The following is a 26826-nucleotide window of genomic DNA, read 5'->3' as shown; positions in this document are numbered from 1 at the left end:
TATAGCGCCGAGAGCGAGTGCTCCCGGTGAAATCAGGAGTACGCCACTTTGCGCGGAGGCAATACCAGACGATCACGAAACGCCAGATAGTGCTTGAGCACCTGCACCGGCGCCTCGGTCTGCGGGTAGTGGCCGATGCCCGGCAACAGCACGGTGTCCGGATCAGGGATCAGTTCGCGATAACGCTCGACCATGTGCACGCCGGAGATCGGATCGACTGCGCCGTCAATGACCCGTAGAGGAACGTCGCCACGCTGCATGGCCGCCACCCAGCGCTCGCGCTGCACCCGGCGTTCGGTAATGTAGGTGATCAGTTTGTGCAGAATGCGCGGGCCGTGGTTGCTCTCGACCAGGCTCCAGTAATCATCCAGTTCGCTTTCAGTCGGCTGGGTCTGCGGGCCGAAGATCTGCCGGAAACCTTTGACCAACGCCTCACGACTGAATGCGCGACCAAGCAGCCAGCCAATCGGGCTGAGCAGCAGTTTCTGCATCAGCAGCGGACGATGGGTTTCCGGAAACAGACCACCATTGAGAAACACACAACTGGCAACGTCGAGGTGTTTTTCGTAGTGCCGCGCGAGCAATTCCTGAGCGACGCTGTCGCCATAATCGTGGGCAAGAAGGTGCACCGCTTGTTCAATCTGCAGATGGGCGAGCAGCGCCTGTTGCAGATCGGCCTGTTCCAGCAGGCTGTAGGTGTGACCGCGCGGTTTTGCCGAATCGCCGAAGCCAAGCATGTCGCAGGCGATCACCTGGTAACGCTGTGCCAACGGCTGCCACAGGTAATGCCAATCCCAACTGGCGGTGGGAAAACCGTGAATCAACAACAGCGGCTCACCCTGTCCCGCCACCCAGTAATGGATCGTCTGGCCACGAAAAACAAAGGTCCGGCTGCGCTTGCGCCAGATACACAGGGGAATCTCGGCGAGTGGCATTAGAATTTATACCCCGGATCCTGGAGATCGAGTTTGCGCAGCAGCGCCGGCCACGCCAGCGCGCCGCCCATGCCTTGAGCGCTCTTGGTGACGCCGGCAATCATTGCCTTGGCGCCGGCGAGAATCTGCGGTTCGATGGCGATCAGTTCCGTCCCGCCGGTTTGCGCCATGACTTGAATGTCGCAGGCACGCTGGAAGGTGAACATCATCAGAAAAGTATCGGCAATGGTGCCGCCACAGGTCAGCAGACCGTGGTTGTGCAGCATGAGGAAATTGTTGTCGCCGAGATCGGCTTGCAGGCGCGCCTTTTCTTCATGATTCAGCGCCACACCCTCGTAAGCGTGATAAGCCAGGCTCGACAACACGAACAGTGATTGCTGACTGATCGGCAACACCCCCTGCTTTTGCGCCGAAACGGCGACGCCTGACGCGGTGTGTGTATGCAGCACGCAAACTACATCGTGGCGGACTTCGTGAACGGCACTGTGGATGGTGTAACCAGCGGGGTTTATTTCGTAGGGACTGTCCATGAGTTTGTTGCCAGCCTGATCGACTTTCACCAGGCTTGAGGCGGTGATCTCGTGGAACATCAGCCCAAACGGATTGATCAGGAAATCTTCGGTGCCGGGCACCTTGGCGGAGATATGCGTGAAGATCAGATCGTCCCAGCCGTGCAGCGCGACCAGACGGTAACAGGCGGCAAGATCGACGCGGGTCTGCCACTCGGCAGCGCTGACCTGGTCTTTGACATTCGGCGACGATTGGACGGGGGCTACGCTCACTGTATGCACCTCTGCGTTCTTCTTGTTCTGCTCGTGTCAGCAGTCTAGTCAGGCGCAAGGCATCGCGTAGTTGCATTGGCAGCCAGCTTGATGACTGAACGAGTCAGTCGCGCAAACAGCCTGAACCACTTCCAACGCAACGACGCTTGTCCAGGTGCAGCGACATCTCTGGGCGATCAGCCCTTGAGCGCGTCGATCAGTTGCGCCAGCCACGGCTCGGCATCGGTTTCCGGAGTGACGCTTTCGCTGGCGTCGATGCGCAACATTTCCTGCACCTCGTTCACGCCCAGTTCGGCAAACAGTTCTCGCAGCTGTTCACCGCCGCCGCAGAAGGTGTCGCCGTAGCTGGCATCACCGAGCGCGATCACCGCGCCGGGCAGGCCGCGCAAGGTAGCTGGCAACTGATCGCGCAAAGCTGAATACAAAGGTTGCAAGTTGTCCGGCAGCTCGCCCATGCCCGTAGTCGAAGTCACAGCGAGAAGGGCCTCCGGGCCGAACGCCTGAATATCGGCCAATGTGGCGCGGGAGTTGTAGAAGGTTTCGAAGCCGGCGGCTTTCAGCAGGTTCTGGGCGTGGCGGGCGACTTCTTCGGCGGTGCCGTAGACGGAACCTGAGAGGATGGCGACTTTCATCAATCTGATCCTGGAACTGAAAAAAGAGCCGCGATAGTAACAGCCCACGCTGCGATGTTGCGATTCGCTCTCAATGGAGGGTGCTGGCCTATAGACAGTCCGCGGCTTTCTTCTAGAATGCCTGCCACTGACACAACGGAAGGGATTCTCGGATGATCAACGCCAGCCTGCTGCAAATGGTGATCAATGCGTCGAATGACGGAATCGTGGTCGCTGAAAAGGAAGGCGAGCAGGACAACATCCTTATTTACGTCAACCCTGCCTTTGAGCGCATGACCGGTTACAGCAGTGAGGAGATTCTCTACCAGGACTGTCGTTTTTTGCAGGCTGGAGACCGTGATCAACCAAGCCTGCAGCTGATTCGCGAGACATTGCGTGAAGGCGGTCGCTGCCGGGAAATACTGCGCAACTATCGCAAGGATGGCACGCCGTTCTGGAACGAATTGTCATTGTCAACGATAAAAAATGCCGATGACGGACAGACCTATTTCATCGGTGTGCAGAAGGATGTGACGGTTCAGGTCAAGGCGCAGCAGCGGGTTGCGCAGCTGGAAGCACAAGTGGCGGCGCTGCAAAGCGAGTTGGCAGCACTCAAAGCGACGAACGGCGCAAACAAAACCGCGAACTGATGGTCATTAACTACAATCACCAATGACTTTGTAACTATTCACTTCGAGTTAACCATGCAGCGCGACGCCCTCCTCACCCAGGACGAGCTGGATTTCATCCAGACCATGCAGCACAACCCGCAATTGAATGTGCGGGATGCGACGTCGAGTCTGCTGGTGAATGGCGGTTCGCAAATCCGTGATCTGCTGACACGTCTGGCTGCTCATGAACAAGTGACGATCCAGGCCAATTTCGAAAATCAGCAGATGACCTTCCCGCTGCATCTGGTGGAAGACGAGTTCCACGCGCTGCATCTGCGTCTAGGTGTACCGAGCATTTACGAAGACGGCCCAATGGTGCGCCCTTGGCGCCTGGTGCTTGAAGAGCCGGTGGCACTGGAAAACGCCAAAGGCCAGCCCGGCACGCTGTGGGTGCATGAGGTATCTCATAAAGGCGTGTTGCTGGAAGTGCGCAACAAGACCAAGCCACCAAAGCATTTCGCCCTGTGGTTCAGCCCTTCCGGTTATGAGCGGATATCCCTGCGCGGCCATTTCGAACGGGAAACCGAGCAAGGTTTCTTCGCTTACGAACTGAGCCAGACCGATGCCGACGAAACCGAGCGCCTGCGCCAGTTCATCCTGCAACAACATCGCCTGACTCACCCCGCCCTGCACGCCTGAGTTTCAGGTATCCAGTTTGCCTGCCATGAATTGCTTCATGCGCTGACGCATGGTCGCGCCCTCGTTACCAAGACAGGCCACCGATGAGCCGGCCAGGCTGTCCTCAGCCAAATCCGAGGCATCGCCGGCCAGCATCAATTGGCAGTCGAGGCTCATCGCCAGACGATTCAGGCGTCGCGGCAGTTCCGGCCCCGGGGCATGATTGGAAAACAGCACAAGCGCCGCAGGTTTGACCTTTTCACAAACCAGGGTCAGCTCGTCGAAGGGTTGGCCGGTGGTCAGCACCCGTACACCGGAATCGTTGCCGCTGAGAAACAGCGCTGCCACCAGTAACTCAAGTTCACGACACTGCCCGGCGAGTGCACTGACGATGATTCGACGCGGTTGCGCGCCGCGCAGCATGACGATGCGCTGCAATACGCGCGCCCTGAGAAAACCATCGAAAAACAACCATTCGCTGGTCTGCCCGAACGCGTCCTGGCGCTGAAGCAGTTGCCGCCACAACGGCAGGATGATGGCTTCGAACACAACCGGCAGCGTGTACGACGAAAAAATCTGCCCGTAGACACGATCCAGTTGCTGGTCGTCGAACGCACTCACCGCCTGCTGAATCTGCTCCTGCCATTGCTTGTAATCGGCCTGCACATGGTCATCGGGAATAAAATTCGCGAGAACCTTCGCAGGTTCAGTCTTCGCCAGAATCTTGCCGACTTTACTTACCGCCACGCCACGATCGATCCAGTCGACAATGCTGCGAACGCGCTCAATGTCGTTCATTGAATACAGACGATGCCCGCTTTCGGTGCGGGTCGGCTGGATCAATCCGTAGCGGCGTTCCCAGGCACGCAAGGTCACCGGGTTGACACCGGTCAACCGCGCCACCTCGCGGATGGGAAACAGCTCTTCGCGATCGAGCGCGCCGGGGGCTGTCGAAGCCGGGCGAGTGTCCGTGATTACAGGCATCTGCGGTCAACTTCCATGTCGGTGAATTGGATCCCATTCTAAACATGATGGGGCGCAAACGTCCAAGCAATGATCTACGACGAATGTGGCTGGTTTAATCGACAAAATCAGGAATAATCCTTGCTTGTTACAAAGCGCAGGCCTCTACCCCGGCCCGCGTCAGGCGAGACTCTTACCCGGAGCGCCGCACTCGAAATACGGAGATACAAAATGTCTACTTCCCCCGTCACGCTGATGGTAGCGCGTCGCGTCGCCGATGGCCGTTATCACGATCTGATCGCCTGGCTGCGCGAAGGCGAACAATTGGCAACCGACTTTCCCGGCTATTTGGGCTCCGGCGTGCTTGCGCCGCCGCCAGGCGACAACGAATTCCAGATCATTTTCCGCTTTGTCGATGAGCAGACGCTGCATGCGTGGGAGTACTCGGCATCGCGCACAGCCTGGCTGAACCGTGGCAGCGATCTGTTCGAGCATCCCAAAGAACATCGGGTCAGTGGCATTGAAGGCTGGTTCGGTGCGGCCGGGCAACGCCCACCGCGCTGGAAGCAAGCCGTGGCGATCTGGCTGGCGTTTTTCCCGGTGTCGCTTATTTTCAACTTTATCCTCGGCCCGCTGCTGGCTGAGTTGAGCCTGTTGCCGCGGATATTGATCGGCACGGCGTGCCTGACACCGCTGATGGTGTATTTTTTCATCCCCTTATCGACGCGGCTGCTGGCGAACTGGTTGAACAGCCCACCGACGCGGCCACTGGCGGCTACACCGTCGGCGCAGAATCGCTGATCTGCAGCGGGCGGCGAGCCTGTTATAGTTTTCGCTTCAACCGCGAAGCGAGCCGCCCATGCCAGATTCCGCAGCCCCGATCCTCATCACCGGCGCCGGCCAGCGGGTCGGCCTGCACTGTGCGCAGCGCTTGCTCGAAGATGGCCATCGAGTCATCTTCACGTACCGAACCGAACGCCCCGGCGTGCAGCAATTGCGCGATCTGGGCGCGGCAGGCCTGTACGCGGACTTTTCCAGCGAGGCCGGGATTCTGGCTTTTATCGATGCACTTAAAGCCCACACCGACAGTTTGCGCGCGATCGTGCACAACGCTTCTGAATGGCTGGCGGAAACTCCGGGCAGCGAAGCTGAAGCCTTCAACCGCATGTTTAGTATCCACCTGCTCGCGCCCTACTTGATCAACCTGCACTGCGCTGAGTTGCTGCAGCGTTCGGCGCCAGCCGACATCGTTCACATCAGCGACGACGTCACCCGCAAGGGCAGCAGCAAGCACATTGGTTATTGCGCCAGCAAGGCGGGGCTCGACAGCCTTACCCTGTCGTTCGCCGCGCGCTTTGCGCCCGCCATCAAGGTCAATGGCATTGCTCCGGCGCTGCTGTTGTTCAACCCCGACGATGACGCCGCTTACCGTGCCAAGGCGCTGGCCAAATCCGCGCTGGGCATCGAACCCGGCAGCGAGGTGATCTATCAAAGCCTGCGCTATCTGCTCGACAATCCTTATGTCACCGGCACAACCCTGACCCTCAACGGCGGCCGGCACGTCAAATAGGCCGTCCCGCTTCGGCTGCGAGTCGAGTAATATCCACCAGAACGCCTGCAATAGACTGGACGGAGCAAATCAATGCCACAACTTCAACCGGGAATGGCGCGCATCCGGGTCAAGGATCTGCGCCTGCGCACGTTTATCGGCATCAACGAGGATGAAATCCTCAACAAGCAGGACGTGCTGATTAACCTGACCATCCTGTACGCGGCGCAAGAAGCCGTGCGTGACAACGACATCGACCACGCGCTCAATTACCGCACCATCACCAAAGCGATCATCGCGCATGTCGAAGGCAACCGCTTCGCGCTGCTCGAACGCCTGACGCAAGAATTGCTCGATCTGGTGATGACCAATGCATCGGTGCTGTACGCCGAAGTCGAGGTCGACAAGCCGCACGCGCTGCGCTTCGCCGAGTCGGTATCGATTACGCTCGCGGCGAGCCGCTAGCTTCAAGCTTCAAGCTTCAAGCTTCAAGCTTCAAGCTTCAAGCTTCAAACGGTAAGCTAACAGCCGACCCCGATCCATCTTGCAGCTTGCAGCTTGCCGCTTGAAGCTGTCTCGAAGAGACCCCTCATGACCGATCAACAACGCCTGGAACTCGAAGCCGCCGCCTTCCGCCGACTGGTCGCTCACCTCGACAGCCGCAAGGACGTGCAGAACATCGACCTGATGAACCTCGCCGGGTTCTGCCGCAACTGCTTGTCCAAGTGGTACAAGGCCGAGGCCGACCAACGCCAGATCGAGGTCAGCCTCGATGATGCCCGGGAAGTGGTGTATGGCATGCCCTACGCCGAGTGGAAGGCCCAATACCAGCAAGAAGCCAGCGCCGAGCAGCAAGCAGCGTTTGCCAAAGGAAAACCCAATGACTGATCTGAACACCCTGCGCGCCAGCCTCAAGAGCGGCGAGCATGCTTTCGCCGACACCCTGGCGTTCATCGCCGCCGGTTACGACTACCAGCCGCAAGCGTTCAACAACGGCGGCGTGGAAAACGCTGCCGGGCAGAACGAAGGCTCGTGCAAGACGCTGGGTCTGGCCCTGCTCGAAGGTTTGAGCGATGAAGAAGCGCTGCTGGCGTTCGGCGAGCATTACCGCTCGGTGCTGGCGACCCCTGAAGGCAGCGATCACGGCAATATCCGCGCGTTGATCAAGCACGGCCTGGCCGGGGTTAAATTCAGCGCACAACCGCTGAACCGCCGCTGCCCCCAATAGCCACACCTACCCACTGTGGGAGCGAGCCTGCTCGCGAAGACGGACTGACATTCAACGTTGATGTCGACTGATACCCCGCTTTCGCGAGCAGGCTCGCTCCCATACTGGATGCGTGGCGGCTGCGAATCTCGGGCACAAAAAACCGGCCAATCTCTGGCCGGTTTTTTTGTGCCCTGCGGTCTTAGAACGTGGCGTTCTGCAGGCCGTCCAGGTAACGCTCGGTGTCCAGTGCCGCCATGCAACCGGCGCCGGCCGAGGTGATGGCCTGACGGTAAACGTGGTCAGCCACGTCACCGGCAGCGAAAATGCCTTCTACGCTGGTGGCCGTCGCGTTGCCTTCACGGCCGCCCTGCACCACCAGGTAACCGTCTTTCAGGGTCAACTGGCCTTCGAACAGGGAAGTGTTCGGGGTGTGGCCGATGGCGATGAACACGCCGTCGACTTTGATTTCGTCGAAGCTGCCATCGTTATTGCGCAGACGCGCACCGGTGACGCCCATGTTGTCGCCGAGGACTTCGTCCAGGTTGGCGTTCAACTTGAGGATGATCTTGCCTTCAGCCACACGGGCGTTGAGTTTGTCGATCAGGATCTTCTCGGCGCGGAAAGTTTCGCGACGGTGGATCAGAGTCACGGTGCTGGCGATGTTGGCCAGGTACAGCGCTTCTTCGACAGCAGTGTTGCCACCGCCAACCACGGCGACCGGCTTGTTGCGGTAGAAGAAACCGTCGCAGGTCGCGCAGGCCGAAACACCTTTACCCATGAACGCTTCTTCCGAAGGCAGGCCCAGGTAACGGGCGCTGGCACCGGTGGCGATGATCAGTGCATCGCAGGTATAGACGGCGCTGTCACCGGTCAGGGTGTACGGCTTGGCAGCGAAGTCCACGGCGTTGATGTGGTCGAAGACGATCTCGGTTTCAAAACGCTCGGCGTGCTCGCGCATGCGCTCCATCAGCACCGGCCCGGTCAGGCCGTGCACATCACCCGGCCAGTTGTCGACTTCGGTGGTGGTGGTCAGTTGACCGCCGGCCTGCATGCCGGTGATCAGCAGTGGCTTGAGGTTGGCGCGGGCCGCGTAGACCGCAGCGCTGTAACCGGCAGGGCCGGAACCGAGAATGATCACTCGCGAATGACGGACTTCAGACATGAATCTGCTCCTGTTGGCCGGCCATGAAAAATCTGGCGCGGACGCCGGACGGCCGGCGGAATAAAAAAGGACCGTGGACACCTTGGGGAAGGCTTGAACTCGACAGTCCTGTAAAAAGTTGGGTGCAGCGTATCGAGGGGGGCAAGATTAAGGAAATACGGTTTAACAATCCAGCTCATAGGTGGTCTCTATGCCGAGACGCTGACGACATAGACCTCTTTGTTACAGTGAATGTCGATTGCTCTGCCGCGCTTTCGCCGCTGGGGCAAAGCCGGTAACGTCGGCGCGTTTTCCCTTGCTTCGGAGCACCTTATGCCCGCCCCTGTTCTGTCAGGCCCGCAATACCTGCGCGAAGGCCTCAAACTGGTCCTGAGCCCTGGCCTGCGCCTGTTCGTGTTGTTGCCGCTGGCGATCAACCTGGTGCTGTTCGTCGGATTGATCTATCTGGCCGGCCACCAGTTCAGCCTGTGGGTCGATACGCTGATGCCGTCGTTGCCTGAATGGCTGAGTTTCCTAAGCTATATCCTCTGGCCGCTGTTCGTGGTCCTCGTGGTCTTGATGGTGTTTTTCACCTTCACCATGCTCGCCAACATCATTGCCGCACCGTTCAATGGTTTCCTTGCGGAGAAAGTCGAAGTGGTGGTGCGCGGCACAGATGATTTCCCGGCATTCAGTTGGGGCGAACTGATCGCGATGATCCCACGCACCCTCTCCCGGGAAATGCGCAAGCTCGGCTACTTCCTGCCGCGCGCCATCGGCCTGTTCATCCTGTCGTTCATCCCGGTGGTAAATATTGTCGCTGCGCCGTTATGGCTGCTGTTCGGCGTGTGGATGATGGCCATCCAGTACATCGACTACCCGGCGGACAACCACAAACTCGGCTGGAACGAGATGCTGGCCTGGTTGCGGCAGAAGCGCTGGCAGAGCATGAGTTTTGGCGGGATCGTTTATCTGGTGCTGCTGATTCCAGTAGTCAATATCCTGATGATGCCAGCGGCGGTGGCCGGGGCTACGCTGTTCTGGGTGCGTGAGCGCGGTGCCGAGAATCTGGTGATTCAACACTGACCGCGTCACAAATCCATCATCCGAACGTCACAACGTCGACATGGCCTCAGCCGACACTGAGGCCATGACGACAGCTCTGCATATCACCCTCATTAGCGAAACCTTCCCTCCGGAAATCAACGGCGTGGCCAATACCCTTGGCCGCTTGTGCGAGGGTCTGCGCGCACGTGGGCATCAGGTGGAGCTGGTGCGTCCGCGCCAGGCCGGCGATCCGCAACGCAGCACAGACGATGCACTGTTGCTGTGTCGCGGATGGCCGTTGCCGGGCTATCCGGGGCTGCAGTGGGGCCAATCGTCGATGCATAAGCTGCTGCGGCGCTGGAAACGCCAACGTCCGGATGTGCTGTACATCGCCACGGAAGGGCCGCTCGGGTTGTCGGCACTGCGTGCGGCACGGCGCCTGGGGATTGCGGTGGTGAGCGGTTTTCACACCAACTTCCAGCAATACACCAGCCAGTACGGCCTCGGCCTGCTGACGCGGATGCTGACCCATTACTTGCGCTGGTTTCACAATCGTTCGGCAATGACTCTAGTGCCGAGCGTCAGTCAGCGCCTGGAGCTGGAGCGGCGGCATTTCGAGCGGCTGGCGTTGTTGTCGCGGGGTGTGGACAGCCAGTTGTTTCATCCGAGCAAACGTCAGAGCGCGTTGCGTGAGCAATGGGGGCTCTCTGATACGGATATCGCGGTTATCCACGTAGGAAGGCTCGCCCCGGAGAAGAATCTGGGGCTGCTCAAACGCTGCTTTGACACCCTGCGGGAAACTTATCCACAGCGCCATCTGAAGCTGATTGTGGTCGGAGATGGCCCGCAACGTTCAACGCTGGAAAAAGAGATGCCGGAGGCGATTTTCTGCGGAGCACAGCGCGGGGAAGCGCTGGCAGCGCACTACGCCTCAGGGGATCTGTTCGTATTTCCCAGCCTCACCGAGACCTTCGGCAATGTGGTGCTGGAAGCCCTGGCTTCGGGACTCGGCGTTGTTGCCTATGATCAGGCAGCGGCGGCGCAGCATATTCGCCACGGCTACAACGGCGTGTCAGCCATGCCCGGCGATGAGCAGGCGTTTTGCGAAGCGGCGGCATGGTTGCTGGAGGAGGATGAGCGGTTGCGCTGCGTCAGGCTGAATGCGCGGCAGCATGGCAGTCGCCAGGGCTGGGGGGCAATTATCGAGCAGTTCGAGGGGTATTTGCGTGGGGCTTGTGTGGGGGAGCTGGTGGTGACTGGGGCTCAGGCACAACCTTAGATTTTCGGCGACATAGAAACAGCTTTCGCGAGCAGGCTCGCTCCCACATGGGTACTGCATTCTTTCAGATGGAATGCGGTCGAAGGTGGGAGTGAGCCTGCTCGCGAATGGTTCGAAATGGCGCCGCTTAAACCAGCGTCATCAACGCCTCACGACTAAACGGCAGAATATCCTGTTCACGCCCGTCACGGACTTTCTGCGCCCAATCCGGATCGACCAGCAACGCGCGGCCCACTGCTACCAGGTCGAACTCTTCTTTGTTCAGACGCTCCAGCAGATTCTCCAGGCTGGCCGGTTGCGCGACCTTGTCGGTGTTGACCATGAACTGCAGGAACTCGCCGTCCAGGCCGACGCTGCCGACGGTGATGGTCGGCTTGCCGGTCAGCTTGCGCGTCCAGCCAGCAAGGTTCAGGTCGGAACCGTCAAACTCCGGCTCCCAGAAGCGGCGGGTCGAGCAGTGGAAAATGTCCACGCCGGCGTCAGACAGCGGCTTGAGAAACTCGCCCAGCGCTTCGGGGGTTTGCACCAGACGCGCGGTGTAATCCTGCTGTTTCCATTGCGAGAAGCGGAAAATGATCGGGAAGCCTTCACCGACCGCCGCGCGCACTGCTTGAATCAATTCGATGGCAAAACGCGAACGATTGGCCAGGCTGCCACCGTATTCATCGGTGCGCTGATTGCTGCCTTCCCAGAAGAACTGGTCGATCAGATAGCCGTGAGCGCCGTGGATTTCCACGCCATCCATGCCGATGCTCTGCGCATCTTTGGCAGCTTGGGCGAACGCAGCGATCACGTCCTGGATGTCCTGTTTGGTCATGCCGTGAACCACGACCTGACCGTCCTTGAGTTTTTCCGACGGACCGTAGCCCGGCACGCTGGCGTCCGGCTCGGTGCCGAGGCGGCGTACGCTGCCGACATGCCACAGTTGCGGGACGATCTTGCCGCCCTCGGAGTGCACGGCGTCGACAACTTTTTCCAGCCCGCGAGTGGCGCTTCACCGAAAAACTGCGGCACGTTTGGATAGCCATTGGACGCGATGTGGCCGACCGTGGTGCCTTCGGTGATGATCAGACCAACCCCAGCGGCCGCACGACGACGGTAGTATTCAATGACTTTAGAATTCGGCACGCCGCCCGGCGAGAATGAGCGGGTCATTGGCGCCATGACCACCCGGGTCGGCAATTCGAGGGCACCGAGGTGGAACGGTTTGAACAGGGCTTGAACGGGCATCGAGAGGCTCCACGAAAACATTGGCGACGAACATTGATCGATATGACGGCGATAATATCCGGCAGGCCATCCCCGTGACAGCACTATTGATCAGAATGATTAACGGTCAAAAGTCAGGTAAAAAAAATCGCAGCTCAACGCTGCGATTTTCTGATTCATGCTAAGGCTTTTTCGATCGCGGCAATCACTGTCGGATCATCCGGCGCCGTGCGCGGCGAGAACCGCGCCAGTACCCGGCCGTCCTTGCCGAGCAGAAACTTTTCGAAGTTCCAGGTGATGTCGCCGGGAAACTCGGCGCCTTCGCCCGCCAGCAAGCGATACAACTGATGCCGTTCGTGGCCGTTGACTTCGAGCTTGCTCGACAACGGAAAGGTCACGCCATAGTTGAGGCTGCAAAACTCCTGGATTTCTTTCTCCGAGCCCGGTTCCTGGCCGGCAAACTGGTTGCAAGGCAAGCCCAGCACGGTGAAGCCCTTCTCTTTATATTGCTGGTAGAGGTTTTCCAGTGCCGCGTACTGGGGGTCAAGCCGCATTTGGAGGCCACGTTGACCACCAGCACGACTTGGCCCTTGAACGGCGCCAGCGGTAGCTCCTGACCATCCAGGGCTGTCAACTTAAGGTCGTGAAAAGCACTCATGCCGAACTCCAGGATTCTCGTGTTCTACTCGAAACAGCCACTTGGCGAGGCCACCAAGGACAGCCGCGGACTAAAAAGGCGCCCACAGGCGCCTCTCCAGTACTCGAAGCTTAGCGCAGAAAATCAGTGGTGATGGCCACCTTCGCCATGGACGTGACCATGAGCGATTTCTTCCTGGCTGGCGTCACGGATATCAACGATCTTCACTTCGAAGTTCAGGCGCTGACCGGCCAGAGGGTGGTTGCCATCAACGGTGACGTCGTCGCCGTCCAGATCACGGATGGTGACGATCTGCATCTGGCCGTCCGGCGCCGAAGCGTGGAACTGCATGCCGACTTCCAGCTCGTCGACGCCTTCGAACATGCTGCGGCTCAGGGTGCTGACCAGCTCGGCGGCGTATTCGCCGTAAGCATCTTCCGGCTCAACGGCTACTTTCAGCTCGTCACCGACGGCTTTGCCTTCCAGGGCTTTTTCCAGGCCCGGGATGATGTTGCCTGCGCCTTGCAGGTAAACCAGCGGAGCGCCGCCGGCGGAGCTGTCGATGACCTCACCAGCGTCGTTGGTCAGGGTATAGTCGATGGAGACAGCCTTATTGGCGGCGATCAGCATGGGGCGAGACCTTTTGCATAAGAATATAGAAAGGCCAAGTTTAGCGAAGCAATCGCGTGAAAGCGACCACAACCCGGACAAACGGGTTTCGACGATCACCGGCTTCCATCAGGACGAAGACGGCCATTGGGTGGTCGAGCTTTCCTGTGGTCACACCCAGCACCTGCGCCATCAGCCGCCGTGGCAAACCCGCGCCTGGGTCCTGGATCCGGCGCAACGTATTGAAAAAACAGGTCAACCCTTTGCCTGCGGTTGGTGTGCACAAGGCTCGGTTAGCGCTAACCTTGGCGACTGAATTTCGGTAGTCGGCCAGACATAGGCTGACACCCTTGCATAGAGAATTCCCATGCAAACTTTTTTATCGCCCCCACCGATTTTGGCGTGGGTCTGACCTCCATCAGCCTCGGGCTGGTGCGCACGCTTGAACGCGCCGGGCTGAAAGTCGGCTTCTTCAAACCGATCGCCCAGCCACATCCGGGCGACACTGGCCCTGAACGTTCCACCGAACTGGTGGCGCGCACCCACGGCCTGAAGCCGCCGCAGCCGTTGGGTCTGGCGCACGTCGAACGTATGCTCGGCGACGGTCAGCTCGACGAACTGCTCGAAGAAATCATCGCCTTGTATCAGCAAGCGGCCATCGGCAAAGACGTGCTGGTGGTCGAAGGCATGGTGCCGACCCGTAGCGCCAGTTACGCCGCGCGGGTCAATCTGCACTTGGCCAAAAGCCTCGATGCCGAGGTGATTCTGGTCTCGGCGCCGGAAAACGAAGTGCTCGCCGAGCTTTCTGGCCGTGTCGAGCTTCAAGCGCAATTATTCGGTGGCCCGAAAGACCCGAAAGTACTCGGGGTGATCCTCAACAAGGTCAAGACCGACGAGAGCATGGAGGCCTTCGCCACGCGGCTGAAGGAGCATTCGCCGTTGTTGCGTAGCGGTGATTTCCGCTTGCTTGGCTGCATCCCGTTTCAGCCGGAACTCAACGCGCCGCGCACGCGCGACGTCGCCGACCTGATGGGCGCGCAAGTGCTCAACGCGGGCGACTACGAAACCCGGCGCATGAGCAACATCATCATTTGCGCACGGACCATGCGCAACACCGTCGAGCTGCTCAAGCCCGGTGTGCTGGTGGTGACGCCGGGCGATCGCGACGACATCATCCTCGCCGTCAGCCTCGCAGCGATCAACGGCGTGCCGCTGGCGGGCCTGCTGCTGACCAGCGACACCCTGCCCGACCCGCGCATCATGGACCTGTGCCGGGGCGCGTTGCAGGCCGGTTTGCCGGTGTTGTCGGTAAGCACTGGCTCGTACGACACCGCCAACCTGCTCAATGGCTTGAACAAGGAAATCCCCATCGATGACCGCGAGCGCGCGGAGATCATCACCGATTTCGTCGCCAGCCACCTCGACGCCAACTGGCTGCACCAGCGCTGCGGCACCCCACGGGAGATGCGCCTGTCACCGGCAGTGTTCCGCTATCAATTGATCCAGCGCGCGCAAGCGGCGAACAAGCGCATCGTCCTGCCTGAAGGCAGCGAGCCGTTCACCGTGCAAGCAGCGGCGATCTGTCAGGAACGCGGGATCGCCCGCTGCGTATTGCTGGCTAAACCCGCGGACGTCGAAGCGGTCGCCCGCGCCCAAGGGATCGTGCTGCCGCCGGGTCTGGAAATTCTCGACCCGGACCATATCCGTGAGCGTTACGTCGAACCGATGGTCGCCCTGCGCAAAAGCAAAAGCCTCAATGCACCAATGGCCGAGCAGCAACTGGAAGACACCGTGGTGATCGGCACCATGATGCTTGCGCTGGACGAGGTCGACGGCTTGGTCTCGGGTGTGATCAATACCACCGCCAATACCATCCGCCCGGCCTTGCAACTGATCAAGACCGCGCCGGGCTGCACGCTGGTGTCGTCGGTATTCTTCATGCTGTTCCCGGAAGAAGTGCTGGTCTACGGCGACTGCGTGATGAACCCGCACCCAAGCGCTGCCGAACTGGCCGAAATCGCCCTGCAAAGCGCCGACTCGGCGGCCGCATTCGGCATCAACCCTCGGGTGGCGATGATCAGCTATTCCAGCGGCGAATCGGCGACTGGCGAGGAAGTCGAAAAAGTTCGCGAAGCCACCCTGCTCGCCCACGAACAACAGCACTCGCTCTTGATCGACGGCCCGCTGCAATACGACGCCGCCGCCAACGCCGACGTGGCGCGGCAACTGGCGCCGAACAGTCAGGTCGCCGGGCGAGCCACAGTGTTTGTATTCCCCGATCTGAACACCGGCAACACCACGTACAAAGCCGTACAACGCAGCGCCGATTGCGTCAGCCTCGGGCCGATGCTGCAAGGCCTGCGCAAACCGGTGAACGACCTGCCGCGCGGCGCGCAGGTCGATGACATCGTCTACACCATCGCGCTCACCGCGATTCAAGCCGCCAACCGACCTATGGATGTGTAAATGCTGGATTTTCTACCCGCACCCGTGCGCGGCGTGATCGCCTCGCTGCTGTTGGCGCTCAACACGATTCTGCTCTGCTCGTTCCTGTTCTGCGTGGCGCTCGTCAAGGCCCTGCCGTTTGCCTTTACCCAGCGCATTGCCGGTTGGCTGATGAGCCACACCCACGAGGCGTGGATCAGCAACAACAAGGGCTGGATGAATCTTGTCCGTCGTACCCGCTGGCACCTCAGCGGCCTGCAAGGCCTCGACTATCAGCACTCGTACCTGATAACCAGCAACCACCAGAGCTGGGTGGATATCCTGGTGCTGCAATACGTGCTCAACCGCAAGATCCAACCGCTGAAGTTTTTCCTCAAGCAGGAGCTGATCTGGGTGCCGGTAATTGGCCTCGCCTGGTGGGCGCTGGGCTTTCCGTTCATGAAGCGCTACTCCAAGGCGTATCTGGAAAAACACCCGGAGAAAAAAGGCAAGGACCTGGAAACCACGCGCAAGACCTGTGCGAAATTCCGCCATAACCCGGTGGGAATTTTCAACTTCGTCGAAGGCACACGCTTCACCGAAGGCAAGCATGCGCAGCAGCAATCGCCGTTCAAATATCTGCTCAAACCGAAGGCTGGCGGCATTGCGTTTGTACTGGATGCGATGGGCGAGCAACTGGAGTCGATCGTTAACGTGACGATTCACTACCCGGCCGGGCGTCCGGGGTTCTGGGATTTGCTCTGCGGCAATGTGCGCGATGTGGTGGTGCATTTTGAAGAGATCAAAATTCCGCCGGCCTTCATCGGCAAGAACTACGACCAGGACGGCGAGTACCGCTTGCAGTTTCAGGGCTGGATCAACCAGCTGTGGCTGGACAAGGATGCGTTGCTGGAGCAGATGCACCGCGAATTTCCCCCCAAACACTGACCCCTGTGGGAGTGAGCCTGCTCGCTCCCACAGTTGATCGTTCCCACGCTCCGCGTGGGAATGCAGCCCGGACGCTCCGCGTCCCTGCCGAAGCGGACGCGGAGCGTCCAATGAGGCATTCCCACGCGGAGCGTGGGAACGATCACCTAGCACAAAAAAAGCCCGCCGATGGTCACTCATCGACGGGCTTTTTCTTTCCGCTTGCAGCTAAAAGCTTGCCGCTGCTTCTGCCTTAGATCGCGCCACGCTGACGCAACAGCTCCAGCACTTGCTTGACGCTTTCTTCCAGGCTCAGCGACTGCGTGTCGATCACCAGGTCGGCATTGAGCGGCACATCGTACGGGAAGGATTCGCCCGGGATGTTGTCGCCGCCAGCGGCGTACAGACCTTGCGGATCACGCTCGGCGCACACGGTCGGCGAGGCCTGCACGTAGACCGTCAGCAAGCGATCCTTGCCGATCAGTTCCTTGGCTTGCTCGCGACCCTCGGCACTTGGCGCAACGAACGCGGCCAATGTCAGCAGCCCTGCTTCGTTGAACTGACGCGCCACGTGCGCGGCACGACGCCAGTTTTCGGTGCGCCCGGCGCGATCCTGCGGCAGACCTTTGTTCAGATCGTGACGCAGGTTCTGGCCATCGAGGACAAACACCGCGCGGCCCATGTCGAACAGCTTGCGCTCGACCGCGTATGCCAGAGTGCTTTTGCCCGCGCCCGACAGACCGCTGAACAGCACGGTAGCCGGTTGCTGGCCGAAGCGCTGGGCACGTTCTTCAGTCGCCACGTGGGCCAGTTTGCCGTGGTGGGTGGCGGTGCCATGCGTTACAGGCTGAGCGACGATCATGCCGGCGCCAACGGTGCCGTTGGTCAGGCGATCGATGACGATGAATGCGCCGGTGGTGCGGTTGCTGTCGTAACCATCGAGGGCGATCGGCGCGTCGAGGGCGATCTTCACCTTGCCGATTTCGTTGAGCTGCAATGCGCTCGCCGGGCCTTCTTCCAACGTGTTCACGTCGACCTTGTTGACGATACTGGCGATCGAGCCCGGCACGTAACTGGTGGCGCGTTTGATGTCGTATTTCTTGCCCGGCAGCATCGGCTCTTCAGCCATCCACACCAGCATCGCTTCGAAGCTGTCGGTCACCGGCGGCACGTTGTCGGCATGCACCAACAGGTCGCCACGGGAGATGTCGATTTCGTCTTCCATGGTCAGCGTCACCGCTTGACCTGGGCCGGCGTGCTCGAGCTCACCTTCGAAAGTGACGATGGATTTCACCCGGCTGCTCTTGCCCGACGGCAGCACTACGACTTCGTCGCCCTTGTGCACGATGCCGCTGGCCAGCGTACCGGCGAAACCACGGAAGTTCAGGTTCGGACGGTTGACGTATTGCACCGGGAAACGCAGATCGGTGAAGTTGCGATCGCCAGCGACTTCGACAGTCTCGAGGATTTCCATCAGCGACTGGCCGGTGTACCACGGCGAGCGCTCGGACTTGTTCACCACGTTGTCGCCCTTGAGGGCAGACATCGGCACGAAGTGCATGCTGGTCGGCTTCATCTTCAAGCCTTCGGCGAACTTCAGGTAGTCAGCCTTGATCGACTCGAACACGCCCTCGTCGAAGTCCTTCAGGTCCATCTTGTTGATAGCGACGACGATGTGCTTGATCCCCAGCAGGGACGCGATGAAGCTGTGCCGACGGGTCTGGGTCTGCACGCCGTAACGAGCGTCGACCAGAATGATCGCCAGGTCACAGGTGGACGCACCGGTGGCCATGTTGCGGGTGTACTGCTCATGGCCGGGGGTGTCGGCGATGATGAATTTGCGCTTGGCGGTGGAGAAATAGCGGTAGGCGACATCAATGGTGATGCCCTGCTCCCGCTCTGCCTGCAGACCGTCGACCAGCAATGCCAGGTCGATGTCGTCACCGGTGGTGCCGGATTTCTTCGAATCGCGGGTGATCGCTTCGAGGTGATCTTCGTAGATCATTTTCGAGTCGTGCAGCAGGCGCCCGATCAGGGTGCTCTTGCCGTCATCGACGTTACCGCAAGTCAAAAAGCGCAGCAGCTCTTTACGTTCGTGCTGGCCCAGGTAGGCGAGGATGTCCTCGCTGATCAAATCAGATGCGTGCGACATGACAGCCCCTTAGAAATAGCCTTGACGTTTTTTGTCTTCCATCGAGCCTGCGCCATCGTGGTCGATGACCCGGCCCTGGCGCTCGGAAGTTCGCGTCAGGAGCATTTCCTGAATGATGTCCGTGAGGCTTTCGGCCTCGGACTCCACCGCGCCCGTCAACGGGTAGCAGCCAAGGGTGCGGAACCGCACTTTCTTTTTCACGATGCGCGCTTTGTCTTCGTCGGACAGGTGCTCGAGGATGCGCTCGTCGTCGATCATGATCAGCGTGCCGTTCTTCTCGATCACTTCGCGTTCGGCAGCAAAATACAGCGGCACGATCGGGATGCCTTCGAGGTAGATGTACTGCCAGATGTCCAGCTCGGTCCAGTTCGACAACGGGAACACACGGATGGATTCGCCCTTGTTGACCTTGCCGTTGTAGACGTTCCACAGCTCGGGGCGCTGGTTTTTCGGGTCCCAGCGGTGCTTGCTGTCGCGGAACGAGTACACGCGCTCTTTGGCGCGGGATTTCTCTTCATCGCGACGGGCGCCGCCGAAAGCTGCGTCGAAACCATGCTTGTCGAGTGCCTGTTTCAGGCCTTCGGTTTTCATGATGTCGGTGTGCTTGGCGCTGCCGTGGGTGAACGGGTTGATGTTCTGCGCCACGCCATCGGGGTTGATATGGGTGATGAGATCCAGGCCCAGTTCTTCGACCATCTTGTCGCGGAACTTGTACATCTCCTGGAATTTCCAGCGGGTGTCGACGTGCATCACCGGAAACGGCAGTTTGCCCGGGAAGAACGCCTTGCGTGCCAGGTGCAGCATCACGGCGGAGTCTTTACCGATGGAGTACAGCATCACCGGGTTGTCGAACTCGGCGGCCACCTCGCGGATGATGTGGATGCTTTCCGCCTCCAGCTGTTTCAGATGCGTCAGTTTGTCGACCATGGCTACTCACGAAAGCTTTCTTATGAACGGCCAGCGGGCCGTGTTCGAGCGGGGAATCCTAGCACAGCGACCTCTTCTAATCAGGACGCCAACTAGATCGAAAGGGTATATCAATATGCCTGCCAGTTAGGCCGAACAGCTGCTTTTCCTGTGGGAGGGGCTTGCTCCCGAAAGCGTTGTGTCATTCGAAATCATCGTCGAATGACACACCGTTTTCGGGAGCAAGCCCCTCCCACATTGGAGAGATGTTTAACCTCAGATCGGATTCGGGCAATCGATGAAGATGTGCTCCAGGGCAAAACGCTTCGCCAGATACTCACCCAGCGCCTGCACGCCATAGCGTTCGGTGGCGTGGTGGCCGGCGGCGATGAAGCTGATGTCGTTTTCCCGAGCGCTGTGAAACGTCTGCTCGGAGGCCTCGCCGCTGATGAACAGATCGACACCCGCCGCCACGCCCTGATCGATATAACCCTGGCCACCACCGGTGCACCAGCCGACGCGGCGGATCATGCCGCTGCCTTCGATCAACAGCGGCTCGCGGCCCATGACTTCCTGCACCTTGCGCGCGAAATCCCGTGCGGTCATTGGCTCATTCAGCGAACCGACCAGCCCGACGACTTTCGGGTTGCTCGGATCCAGCGGACCTTCGACAGTGATGTCGAGCTGACGCGCCAGTTGCACGTTGTTGCCGACGTCCGGGTGCAGATCCAGCGGCAGGTGATAGGCGAGCAGACTGATTTCGTGCTTGAGCAAGGTCTTCAAGCGGCGCTGTTTCATGCCAGTGACGCAGGGGTTTTCGCCTTTCCAGAAATAACCGTGATGGACCAGGATCAGGTCGGCCTCGGCTTCGACGGCGGCATCAAGCAACGCCTGGCTGGCGGTGACGCCACTGACGATACGCATCACCTGCGGGCGGCCTTCGACCTGCAAACCGTTGGGGCAATAATCGGCGATTTTCGCACTGGCCAGGTAACGGTCGGCTTCTTCGACGAGGGTGCTGAGGGCAACGGCCATGAAAGACTCCTAAATATCCCGTTCAGAGGCACGCGCGGCCTCGTATAATGCGCGACATTATGGGCGGTCTGACCTCGCCTGCAACCTTTCCAGGAACGTGCTTAATGCTCAAGGCGCTGCGTTTTTTCGGCTGGCCGCTGTTGGCCGGTGTGCTTATCGCTCTGTTGATTATTCAGCGTTACCCCGAGTGGGTCGGGCTGCCGAGCCTCGATGTCAATCTGCAACAGGCGCCACAGACAACGATCGTGCAACAGGGCCCGGTGTCCTATGCCGACGCGGTAAGCATCGCCGCGCCGTCGGTGGTCAACCTGTACACCACCAAGGTCATCAACAAACCGGCGCATCCCTTGTTCGAGGATCCACAGTTCCGCCGCTTCTTCGGCGACAACTCGCCGAAACAGAAGCGCATGGAATCGAGCCTCGGTTCCGGGGTGATCATGAGCCCGGAAGGCTACATCCTCACCAACAACCACGTCACCAGCGGCGCCGACCAGATCGTCGTGGCGCTGAAGGATGGCCGCGAAACACTCGCCCGCGTGATCGGCAGCGACCCGGAAACCGACCTCGCGGTATTGAAGATCGATCTGAAAACCCTGCCGGCGATCACCGTCGGCCGCTCCGACAACATCCGCATCGGCGACGTCGCACTGGCCATCGGCAACCCGTTCGGCGTCGGCCAGACCGTGACCATGGGCATCATCAGCGCCACCGGCCGCAATCAGCTGGGCCTGAACAACTACGAAGACTTCATCCAGACCGATGCGGCGATCAACCCGGGCAACTCCGGCGGTGCGCTGGTCGATGCCAACGGCAACCTCACCGGCATCAACACGGCGATCTTTTCCAAATCCGGCGGCTCGCAAGGCATCGGTTTTGCCATCCCGGTGAAACTGGCGATGGAAGTGATGAAATCGATCATCGAGCACGGTCAGGTGATTCGCGGCTGGCTGGGCATTGAAGTGCAGCCGCTGACGCAGGAACTGGCCGAGTCGTTTGGCTTGTCCGGGCGTCCGGGGATTGTCGTCGCCGGGATCTTCCGTGACGGCCCGGCGCAGAAAGCCGGCCTGCAACTGGGCGATGTAATTCTGAGCATCGATGGCGAGCCGGCCGGCGACGGTCGCCGCTCGATGAATCAGGTGGCGCGGATCAAACCGACCGACAAGGTGACGATCCAGGTCATGCGCAACGGCAAAGAGCTGAAGCTGACCGCTGAAATCGGCCTTCGTCCACCACCGGCACCGGTCAAAGAAAAAGAAGAGTAAAAATGTTTTCGCGCCAGCGGCGCGAATAACAGACATTCTCAACGGGCATGTTATATTGTTTCAATTCTAGCAATTGGAACAACATAACATGTCGTCTCGCAAAAAGGCCTCACTACTCGGCCTGACCCTGGGTTTGCTCTGCGATCCCGCCTTCGCCGATGAGCCGCAGCCCGTTGAGCTGGAAGCCATCAGCGTCACTTCCGACTACGAATCACCCACCGGCCCGGTCAGCGGTTATCGCGCGACTCGCTCGGCCAGTGCGACCAAAACCGACACGGCGATTCGCGATATCCCACAAGCCATCAGCGTCGTTCCGGCCAGTGTGCTCTCGGATCTGGGCAGCAGCAGCGTCGAACGCGCGCTGGATTTTGCCGGCGGCGTGTCGAAGCAGAACAACTTCGGCGGCCTGACCCTGTACGAATACAGCGTGCGCGGCTTCACCACGTCCGAGTTCTACAAGGACGGCTTCAGTGCCAATCGCGGTTATCCGAGCACGCCAGATGCAGCGAACATCGAGCGCATCGAAGTGCTCAAAGGCCCGGCGGCGAGCCTGTACGGCCGGGGCGATCCCGGCGGCACGGTAAACATCGTCACCAAGAAGCCGCAGCCTGAAGCATTCGCTACATTGCAGACCAGCGCCGGCAGTTGGGACCGTTATCGCACCGCGCTGGACGTCAATACGCCCCTCGATGAACAGGGCAATGTGCTCTCGCGTATCAACCTCGCCGTAGAAGACAACAACAGCTTTCGCGACCAGGTCGACAGCCAGCGGGTATTCGTCGCGCCTTCGTTCAGTTGGCAGTTGAACCCGGACACCTCGCTGCTGGTGGAAAGCGAAATCGTCCGTCACAACTCGACGTTCGATCGTGGCGTGGTGGCGCCGAACAACAAGTGGAGCGGCGTATCCCGTTCGACGTTCTTGGGCGAACCCAACGACGGCAACATCGACAACCACAACAACCTGCTCCAGGCCACCCTTGAGCACCATCTGAACGACAGCTGGAAACTGCGTCTGGCCAGTCACTACAAAGAAGGCAAGCTCTGGGGCGACGCTTCCGAAGCACGACCGCTGAACGCCGACGGCCATACGGTCAACCGCCGCTTGCGCGAACGCGACACGAGTTGGCACGACAGCATCACCCAACTGGAACTGCGCGGTCTGTTCGACCTCGGTGCGTGGCAGCATGAGTTGCTGATCGGCACCGAGTACGAGAATTACCGCAAGGACGAACGCGTCACCACCATTGCTGGCGGCCCCTACGCCATCGACATCTATAAGCCGGTCTACGGCCAGCCGAAACCCAACGGCGCACGCTCGGGCACCGACTTTTTTGAACACGTCGAAAGTCATGCGCTGAATCTGCAGGACCAGATCATCTTCACCGACAAGCTGCGCGGCATGCTCGGCGCGCGCTTCGAGCATTTCGATCAGCGCATCGACGATCACAGCCGCACCGCCAGAAGCCAGCAACGCCACGACGCGCTGACCCAACGCGCCGGCCTGCTCTATCAGCTCACGTCAAACACCGGCCTGTTCGCCAACGCCTCGACCTCGTTCAAACCGAACAACGGCCTGGATGCCTCCGGCAAATCCTTCGACCCGGAAGAAGGCGTCGGTTACGAAGTGGGGATCAAGAACGAGCTGTTCGATGAGCGCGTGAGCAGCACCCTCGCCTTCTTCCACATCGACAAGGAAAACGTTCTCGCCCTCGATCCGGGCACCGACACCAGCCGCGCCATGGGCAAGGCGCGCAGTCAGGGTTTCGATTGGCAAGTGAGCGGCCAGGTGACCGACGCAGTGCGGGTCATCGGCGCCTTCGCCTACATCGACGCCGAGGTGACCAAGGGCGACGCGACCATTCCCACCGGCAGCCGCATCCTCGGCGTGGCCAAACGCAGCGGCAGTCTGCTGGGTGTTTATGAATTTCAGGATGGCCGACTGCGCGGTTCAGACGTCGGTGCAGCGTTCACCTACGTCGGTGATCGTTCGGGCGAATCCGGCAGCGACTTCGAATTGCCGGCCTACCAGACCGTCGACTTGCTCGCGCACTACAAGGCCAGCGACAACGTCACCGTCGGCCTGAACCTGAACAACATATTCGACGAGAAATACTACGAGCGCTCCTACAGCAACTACTGGGTCAACCCCGGCGAGCCACGCAATTTCACCGTCAGCCTGACACTCAACCTGTAAAAGGACGTCACCATGCACTACGGCAAATCCCTTCTGCTCATCGCTGCGCTGTTCACTGGTCAGGTATCGGCCCATGGCCTGTGGACAGAAGAACGACGCGGCAACATCGAAGTGGTCTACGGCCATGGCGCAGAAGACAACGCGTTCAAGGCGCGGAAGATCAGCGGCGCCTGGGCTTATGACGCCGGCGGCAAGATGATTCCGGTCAGCGTTGAGCGGCTCACCGATCACGCACGCTTGAAACCGCTGAAGTCGCCTGCGGTGATGGCCGTGGCGCTGAACAATGGCATGTGGTCGCAGACGGCGGACAAGAAGTGGGTCAACGAAGGACGCAGCAAAGTACCCGGCGCCACCGAGGCCACGCAGACGTTCAAGTACAGCCTGGCGATCTATCAGCCGGGGGCGAAGTTGCCGAAGCTCGATCAGATCAAGTTGCTGATTGTGCCCGAGATTGATCCGCTGACGGTCGGACCGGGGAATTCGCTGCCGGTGCGCGTATTGCTCGATGGCAAACCGGCGGCGGGGGTGAAGTTGTATGGCGATTACCGCAGCGCGCCGAACACGCTGAGCACCGAAACTGACAAGGATGGTCGGGCGCAGGTGTTGGTGAGGAATGAAGGGTTGAATGTGATTGCCGCGCAGGTAGAAGTGCCGGTGAAAGGTAGCGCAGATGTGGATAGTCGAGGTTTGTTTACCTCACTGACCTTCCTCGGTGAACCACACCACGAATAAAGCGCAGCCCTCTCCCGTAGGAAGAGGGGGCAGACCGAGTTGTCTTGCAGGATACAGCGACCTGAAAAAAGACTGAGTCGACTATGGATTCAATACAAATCGATCAAGTCGGTGAACCTCTGCAATATTCCCCATTCAGTCCCTCTCCCTCCGGGAGAGGGTTAGGCTGAGGGGCTTTTTGCTTTAGAGGTCTCCCAGGCCATCAATCTCAATCGTCTGGCCCGTAAGTTACTCACGAGCGGCTTTCATTATTACATCGCGCTATAAACCACAGAGCAAACTCGCATAAAAGACTGTCAACAATGACAGTTACCCCATCTCTTGAAAGCCGCTAGTGTAACTTTTATCACTGGGCGGGACTTTTCAAGGAGACAATTATGGGCGACATATCAAGAGCAAAGCTCGATAAACACACCGGAATATATGGGTACATTACCTATCAATTAAACGATGAACAGGAGCACACGCTCGCAAAATGGCCCACCTTCCATATTATCCCTAGTGGCGCGGGATTGTTATCAGCAACAAATGCTGAAACCGGGACAGATAGAATTACAATACATCTTACTTTTCCGAAGCACCTGAAACCAGGAAACGAATACACGCTGGATTTTGATGATTTCAGTCAAGTACCTTATCGATGGGCATTTCACACAAATGAAAAAGCTTACGAAGCCGGATCCGGCAAAACGACTATCCGGATAAAAAACGACGGAAAAATTGTGGAGGGCAATTACAGTTTCATTACGCAAACCAAGATATATAGTTTAAAAGGGACATTCTGGTTCGAAATAACTTTTCAATAAACTGTGTGGCGCACTCCTGTTTCGCCATAAATGGAAAAACAGGAATGCGCTATCGACAAGTAAGGCGAAGTCCTATAAACCACCAAGCCCATCAATCAACGCCTGATTCTGCTCCGGCGTACCCACCGATATCCGCAAGAACTGCGCTATCCGCTGCTGCTTGAAGTGCCGCACGATCACGCCCTGCTCGCGCAGCTTGGCCGCCAGGCCCGCCGCGTCATGCTGCGGGTGCCGCGCGAAGATGAAGTTGGCCGCCGACGGCAGCACTTCAAAGCCCTTGGCCTGCAACTGCGCGACCACCCACTCGCGACTCTCGATCACCTGACGACAGGTCTTGTCGAAATACTCGCGGTCTGCAAACGCCGCCGCCGCGCCGACAATCGCCAGACGATCCAGTGGATAGGAGTTGAAGCTGTTCTTGATCCGCTCCAGCGCCTCGATCAGATCCGGGTGCCCTACCGCCAGACCGACACGCAGGCCGGCCAGCGAGCGTGACTTGGACAGCGTCTGCGTCACCAGCAGGTTCGGGTAGCGATCCACCAGGCTGATCGCCGTCTCGCCACCGAAGTCGATGTAGGCCTCATCCACGACTACCACCGAATCCGGGCTGGCCTTGAGAATCTGCTCGACCGCGTCCAGCGCCAGCAGGCACCCGGTCGGGGCGTTCGGGTTGGGGAAAATGATCCCGCCGTTCGGTTTGGCGTAGTCGGCCGGGTTGATCTGGAATTGCGCATCCAGCGGCACCGCGTCGAATTCAATGCCGTACAGACCGCAGTAGACCGGATAAAAGCTGTAGCTGATGTCCGGAAACAGCAGCGGCTGATCGTGTTGCAGCAAGCCGTGAAAGATGTGCGCGAGCACTTCGTCCGAACCGTTGCCAAGGAACACCTGACTGGTTTGCACGCCGTAGTATTCGGCGACGGCGTTTTTCAGCAGGTCACTGTTCGGATCCGGGTACAGGCGCAGGTTGTCGTTGAGCTCGGCCTGCATCGCCGCCAGCGCTTTTGGCGACGGGCCATACGGATTTTCGTTGGTATTGAGCTTGACCAGTTTGGTCAGCTTCGGCTGTTCGCCTGGCACGTAGGGCACCAGATCCTTGACGAACGGGCTCCAGAATTTACTCATCG

Annotated in this window: 26 protein-coding genes and 2 pseudogenes; 16 read left to right on the top strand and 12 right to left on the bottom strand. The window is 59.4% G+C overall.

Annotated features, from left to right (window positions below):
* Positions 1-32: 32 nt before the first annotated feature.
* The 3 genes from ACZZZ4_RS13370 to ACZZZ4_RS13360 all read right to left on the bottom strand — a co-directional run bounded on the left by ACZZZ4_RS13370 (position 33) and on the right by ACZZZ4_RS13360 (position 2349).
* Positions 33-935, bottom strand: a complete 903-nt coding sequence (locus ACZZZ4_RS13370) for an alpha/beta fold hydrolase (RefSeq protein ID WP_463547999.1) — start codon at positions 933-935, stop codon at positions 33-35.
* The gene (locus tag ACZZZ4_RS13365) at positions 935-1717 is read right to left on the bottom strand and encodes a class II aldolase/adducin family protein (protein WP_039759314.1); all 783 of its coding nucleotides are present in this window, start codon (positions 1715-1717) and stop codon (positions 935-937) included. The genes ACZZZ4_RS13370 and ACZZZ4_RS13365 overlap by 1 nt, the downstream gene beginning before the upstream one ends.
* A 176-nt stretch (positions 1718-1893) precedes the next feature.
* Positions 1894-2349: a flavodoxin gene (locus tag ACZZZ4_RS13360; protein WP_310409017.1), complete on the bottom strand. Its 456-nt coding sequence runs from the start codon at positions 2347-2349 to the stop codon at positions 1894-1896.
* Positions 2350-2501: 152 nt separating this feature from the next.
* Between ACZZZ4_RS13360 and ACZZZ4_RS13355 the strand changes: the two genes are divergently transcribed.
* On the top strand, positions 2502-2978 hold the full coding sequence (locus ACZZZ4_RS13355) for a PAS domain-containing protein (protein WP_129999913.1): 477 nt from the start codon (positions 2502-2504) through the stop codon (positions 2976-2978).
* Positions 2979-3032: 54 nt separating this feature from the next.
* On the top strand, positions 3033-3638 hold the full coding sequence (locus ACZZZ4_RS13350; protein ID WP_024011639.1) for a hypothetical protein: 606 nt from the start codon (positions 3033-3035) through the stop codon (positions 3636-3638).
* A 3-nt stretch (positions 3639-3641) separates the two neighbouring features.
* On the opposite strand, the gene ACZZZ4_RS13345 is transcribed toward ACZZZ4_RS13350, so the two are convergent.
* A complete protein-coding gene (locus tag ACZZZ4_RS13345) occupies positions 3642-4601 on the bottom strand; it encodes a MerR family transcriptional regulator (RefSeq protein WP_129999914.1) in 960 nt (319 codons plus the stop codon).
* A gap of 210 nt (positions 4602-4811) precedes the next feature.
* Between ACZZZ4_RS13345 and ACZZZ4_RS13340 the strand changes: the two genes are divergently transcribed.
* From ACZZZ4_RS13340 to ACZZZ4_RS13320, 5 genes are all read left to right on the top strand, one after another.
* Complete coding sequence (locus ACZZZ4_RS13340) at positions 4812-5381, top strand: putative antibiotic biosynthesis monooxygenase (protein ID WP_039759321.1); 570 nt, start codon at positions 4812-4814, stop codon at positions 5379-5381.
* 58 nt (positions 5382-5439) lie between these two features.
* Positions 5440-6150 (top strand): dihydromonapterin reductase, encoded by a 711-nt coding sequence (folM, locus tag ACZZZ4_RS13335; RefSeq protein WP_463547998.1) that lies wholly within the window; start codon positions 5440-5442, stop codon positions 6148-6150.
* A 72-nt stretch (positions 6151-6222) separates the two neighbouring features.
* Positions 6223-6594 carry a dihydroneopterin triphosphate 2'-epimerase gene (gene folX / locus ACZZZ4_RS13330; protein WP_016771653.1) on the top strand — a complete coding sequence of 124 codons (372 nt, stop codon included), beginning with the start codon at positions 6223-6225 and terminating at the stop codon, positions 6592-6594.
* Between the two features lie 126 nt (positions 6595-6720).
* Positions 6721-7017, top strand: a complete 297-nt coding sequence (locus ACZZZ4_RS13325; RefSeq protein ID WP_056782977.1) for a DUF1244 domain-containing protein — start codon at positions 6721-6723, stop codon at positions 7015-7017.
* Positions 7010-7357 (top strand): HopJ type III effector protein, encoded by a 348-nt coding sequence (locus ACZZZ4_RS13320; protein ID WP_415763621.1) that lies wholly within the window; start codon positions 7010-7012, stop codon positions 7355-7357. The genes ACZZZ4_RS13325 and ACZZZ4_RS13320 overlap by 8 nt, the downstream gene beginning before the upstream one ends.
* Positions 7358-7538: 181 nt before the next feature.
* Here ACZZZ4_RS13320 and trxB read toward each other — a convergent pair whose 3' ends face one another.
* Positions 7539-8501, bottom strand: coding sequence for a thioredoxin-disulfide reductase (trxB, locus tag ACZZZ4_RS13315; protein WP_016771656.1), 963 nt, complete (start codon positions 8499-8501; stop codon positions 7539-7541).
* A gap of 312 nt (positions 8502-8813) precedes the next feature.
* Here trxB and cysZ point away from each other — a divergent pair, with 312 nt between their 5' ends.
* The gene (cysZ, locus tag ACZZZ4_RS13310) at positions 8814-9566 is read left to right on the top strand and encodes a sulfate transporter CysZ (protein WP_434767730.1); all 753 of its coding nucleotides are present in this window, start codon (positions 8814-8816) and stop codon (positions 9564-9566) included.
* 40 nt (positions 9567-9606) lie between these two features.
* The gene (locus ACZZZ4_RS13305) at positions 9607-10806 is read left to right on the top strand and encodes a glycosyltransferase family 4 protein (RefSeq protein WP_039759328.1); all 1200 of its coding nucleotides are present in this window, start codon (positions 9607-9609) and stop codon (positions 10804-10806) included.
* A 127-nt stretch (positions 10807-10933) separates the two neighbouring features.
* Here the strand turns inward: ACZZZ4_RS13305 and ACZZZ4_RS13300 are convergent.
* The 3 genes and pseudogenes from ACZZZ4_RS13300 to ACZZZ4_RS13290 form a co-directional block, all read right to left on the bottom strand.
* Positions 10934-12036, bottom strand: a pseudogene (locus ACZZZ4_RS13300) (NADH:flavin oxidoreductase).
* A gap of 155 nt (positions 12037-12191) precedes the next feature.
* Positions 12192-12673, bottom strand: a pseudogene (locus ACZZZ4_RS13295) (glutathione peroxidase).
* Positions 12674-12796: 123 nt separating this feature from the next.
* The gene (locus ACZZZ4_RS13290) at positions 12797-13282 is read right to left on the bottom strand and encodes an FKBP-type peptidyl-prolyl cis-trans isomerase (protein WP_016771661.1); all 486 of its coding nucleotides are present in this window, start codon (positions 13280-13282) and stop codon (positions 12797-12799) included.
* On the opposite strand from ACZZZ4_RS13290, the gene ACZZZ4_RS13285 reads away from it, so the two are divergent.
* From ACZZZ4_RS13285 to ACZZZ4_RS13275, 3 genes are read left to right on the top strand one after another with little or no spacing between them, the layout of a single operon-like run.
* Positions 13251-13577, top strand: coding sequence for a DUF3565 domain-containing protein (locus ACZZZ4_RS13285; protein WP_073473919.1), 327 nt, complete (start codon positions 13251-13253; stop codon positions 13575-13577). The genes ACZZZ4_RS13290 and ACZZZ4_RS13285 overlap by 32 nt on opposite strands.
* Before the next feature lie 38 nt (positions 13578-13615).
* Positions 13616-15727: a phosphate acetyltransferase gene (pta, locus tag ACZZZ4_RS13280; protein ID WP_463549275.1), complete on the top strand. Its 2112-nt coding sequence runs from the start codon at positions 13616-13618 to the stop codon at positions 15725-15727.
* Positions 15728-16633: an acyltransferase gene (locus ACZZZ4_RS13275; RefSeq protein ID WP_122740679.1), complete on the top strand. Its 906-nt coding sequence runs from the start codon at positions 15728-15730 to the stop codon at positions 16631-16633.
* A 232-nt stretch (positions 16634-16865) separates the two neighbouring features.
* On the opposite strand, the gene cysN is transcribed toward ACZZZ4_RS13275, so the two are convergent.
* From cysN to ACZZZ4_RS13260, 3 genes are all read right to left on the bottom strand, one after another.
* Positions 16866-18764 carry a sulfate adenylyltransferase subunit CysN gene (cysN, locus tag ACZZZ4_RS13270; RefSeq protein ID WP_129999918.1) on the bottom strand — a complete coding sequence of 633 codons (1899 nt, stop codon included), beginning with the start codon at positions 18762-18764 and terminating at the stop codon, positions 16866-16868.
* A 9-nt stretch (positions 18765-18773) separates the two neighbouring features.
* Positions 18774-19691 carry a sulfate adenylyltransferase subunit CysD gene (gene cysD / locus ACZZZ4_RS13265; protein WP_007912374.1) on the bottom strand — a complete coding sequence of 306 codons (918 nt, stop codon included), beginning with the start codon at positions 19689-19691 and terminating at the stop codon, positions 18774-18776.
* A gap of 255 nt (positions 19692-19946) precedes the next feature.
* A complete protein-coding gene (locus tag ACZZZ4_RS13260) occupies positions 19947-20705 on the bottom strand; it encodes a Nif3-like dinuclear metal center hexameric protein (protein WP_463547997.1) in 759 nt (252 codons plus the stop codon).
* Positions 20706-20809: 104 nt separating this feature from the next.
* Here ACZZZ4_RS13260 and algW point away from each other — a divergent pair, with 104 nt between their 5' ends.
* The 4 genes from algW to ACZZZ4_RS13240 all read left to right on the top strand — a co-directional run bounded on the left by algW (position 20810) and on the right by ACZZZ4_RS13240 (position 25699).
* On the top strand, positions 20810-21967 hold the full coding sequence (algW, locus tag ACZZZ4_RS13255) for a Do family serine endopeptidase AlgW (RefSeq protein ID WP_463547996.1): 1158 nt from the start codon (positions 20810-20812) through the stop codon (positions 21965-21967).
* An 88-nt stretch (positions 21968-22055) separates the two neighbouring features.
* Positions 22056-24161, top strand: coding sequence for a TonB-dependent siderophore receptor (locus ACZZZ4_RS13250; RefSeq protein ID WP_463547995.1), 2106 nt, complete (start codon positions 22056-22058; stop codon positions 24159-24161).
* A 12-nt stretch (positions 24162-24173) separates the two neighbouring features.
* Positions 24174-24893 (top strand): DUF4198 domain-containing protein, encoded by a 720-nt coding sequence (locus ACZZZ4_RS13245; RefSeq protein ID WP_463547994.1) that lies wholly within the window; start codon positions 24174-24176, stop codon positions 24891-24893.
* A 377-nt stretch (positions 24894-25270) separates the two neighbouring features.
* Entirely contained in the window at positions 25271-25699 is a 429-nt protein-coding gene (locus ACZZZ4_RS13240) for a hypothetical protein (RefSeq protein WP_463547993.1), read from the top strand.
* Between the two features lie 72 nt (positions 25700-25771).
* Here the strand turns inward: ACZZZ4_RS13240 and hisC are convergent, their stop codons facing one another.
* Positions 25772-26824: a histidinol-phosphate transaminase gene (gene hisC, locus ACZZZ4_RS13235; RefSeq protein WP_463547992.1), complete on the bottom strand. Its 1053-nt coding sequence runs from the start codon at positions 26822-26824 to the stop codon at positions 25772-25774.
* Between the last annotated feature and the right edge of the window lie 2 nt (positions 26825-26826).

This window comes from Pseudomonas sp. AC252, assembly GCF_979258105.1.
Note: the sequence above shows the minus strand (reverse complement) of the source record. Positions and strands in the feature narration are given on the sequence as shown.

Coding starts and splice junctions, on each gene's coding strand:
- ACZZZ4_RS13370 (WP_463547999.1), bottom strand. CDS start 935: ATGCCACTCGCCGAGATTCCCCTGTGTATCTGGCGCAAGCGCAGCCGG.
- ACZZZ4_RS13345 (WP_129999914.1), bottom strand. CDS start 4,601: ATGCCTGTAATCACGGACACTCGCCCGGCTTCGACAGCCCCCGGCGCG.
- ACZZZ4_RS13275 (WP_122740679.1), top strand. CDS start 15,728: ATGCTGGATTTTCTACCCGCACCCGTGCGCGGCGTGATCGCCTCGCTG.
- trxB (WP_016771656.1), bottom strand. CDS start 8,501: ATGTCTGAAGTCCGTCATTCGCGAGTGATCATTCTCGGTTCCGGCCCT.
- ACZZZ4_RS13250 (WP_463547995.1), top strand. CDS start 22,056: ATGTCGTCTCGCAAAAAGGCCTCACTACTCGGCCTGACCCTGGGTTTG.
- cysN (WP_129999918.1), bottom strand. CDS start 18,764: ATGTCGCACGCATCTGATTTGATCAGCGAGGACATCCTCGCCTACCTG.
- folM (WP_463547998.1), top strand. CDS start 5,440: ATGCCAGATTCCGCAGCCCCGATCCTCATCACCGGCGCCGGCCAGCGG.
- ACZZZ4_RS13245 (WP_463547994.1), top strand. CDS start 24,174: ATGCACTACGGCAAATCCCTTCTGCTCATCGCTGCGCTGTTCACTGGT.
- ACZZZ4_RS13350 (WP_024011639.1), top strand. CDS start 3,033: ATGCAGCGCGACGCCCTCCTCACCCAGGACGAGCTGGATTTCATCCAG.
- ACZZZ4_RS13240 (WP_463547993.1), top strand. CDS start 25,271: ATGGGCGACATATCAAGAGCAAAGCTCGATAAACACACCGGAATATAT.
- algW (WP_463547996.1), top strand. CDS start 20,810: ATGCTCAAGGCGCTGCGTTTTTTCGGCTGGCCGCTGTTGGCCGGTGTG.
- hisC (WP_463547992.1), bottom strand. CDS start 26,824: ATGAGTAAATTCTGGAGCCCGTTCGTCAAGGATCTGGTGCCCTACGTG.
- ACZZZ4_RS13260 (WP_463547997.1), bottom strand. CDS start 20,705: ATGGCCGTTGCCCTCAGCACCCTCGTCGAAGAAGCCGACCGTTACCTG.
- ACZZZ4_RS13320 (WP_415763621.1), top strand. CDS start 7,010: ATGACTGATCTGAACACCCTGCGCGCCAGCCTCAAGAGCGGCGAGCAT.
- ACZZZ4_RS13290 (WP_016771661.1), bottom strand. CDS start 13,282: ATGCTGATCGCCGCCAATAAGGCTGTCTCCATCGACTATACCCTGACC.
- ACZZZ4_RS13305 (WP_039759328.1), top strand. CDS start 9,607: ATGGCCTCAGCCGACACTGAGGCCATGACGACAGCTCTGCATATCACC.
- cysZ (WP_434767730.1), top strand. CDS start 8,814: ATGCCCGCCCCTGTTCTGTCAGGCCCGCAATACCTGCGCGAAGGCCTC.
- ACZZZ4_RS13360 (WP_310409017.1), bottom strand. CDS start 2,349: ATGAAAGTCGCCATCCTCTCAGGTTCCGTCTACGGCACCGCCGAAGAA.
- ACZZZ4_RS13340 (WP_039759321.1), top strand. CDS start 4,812: ATGTCTACTTCCCCCGTCACGCTGATGGTAGCGCGTCGCGTCGCCGAT.
- folX (WP_016771653.1), top strand. CDS start 6,223: ATGCCACAACTTCAACCGGGAATGGCGCGCATCCGGGTCAAGGATCTG.
- ACZZZ4_RS13285 (WP_073473919.1), top strand. CDS start 13,251: ATGGAGACAGCCTTATTGGCGGCGATCAGCATGGGGCGAGACCTTTTG.
- ACZZZ4_RS13325 (WP_056782977.1), top strand. CDS start 6,721: ATGACCGATCAACAACGCCTGGAACTCGAAGCCGCCGCCTTCCGCCGA.
- cysD (WP_007912374.1), bottom strand. CDS start 19,691: ATGGTCGACAAACTGACGCATCTGAAACAGCTGGAGGCGGAAAGCATC.
- ACZZZ4_RS13355 (WP_129999913.1), top strand. CDS start 2,502: ATGATCAACGCCAGCCTGCTGCAAATGGTGATCAATGCGTCGAATGAC.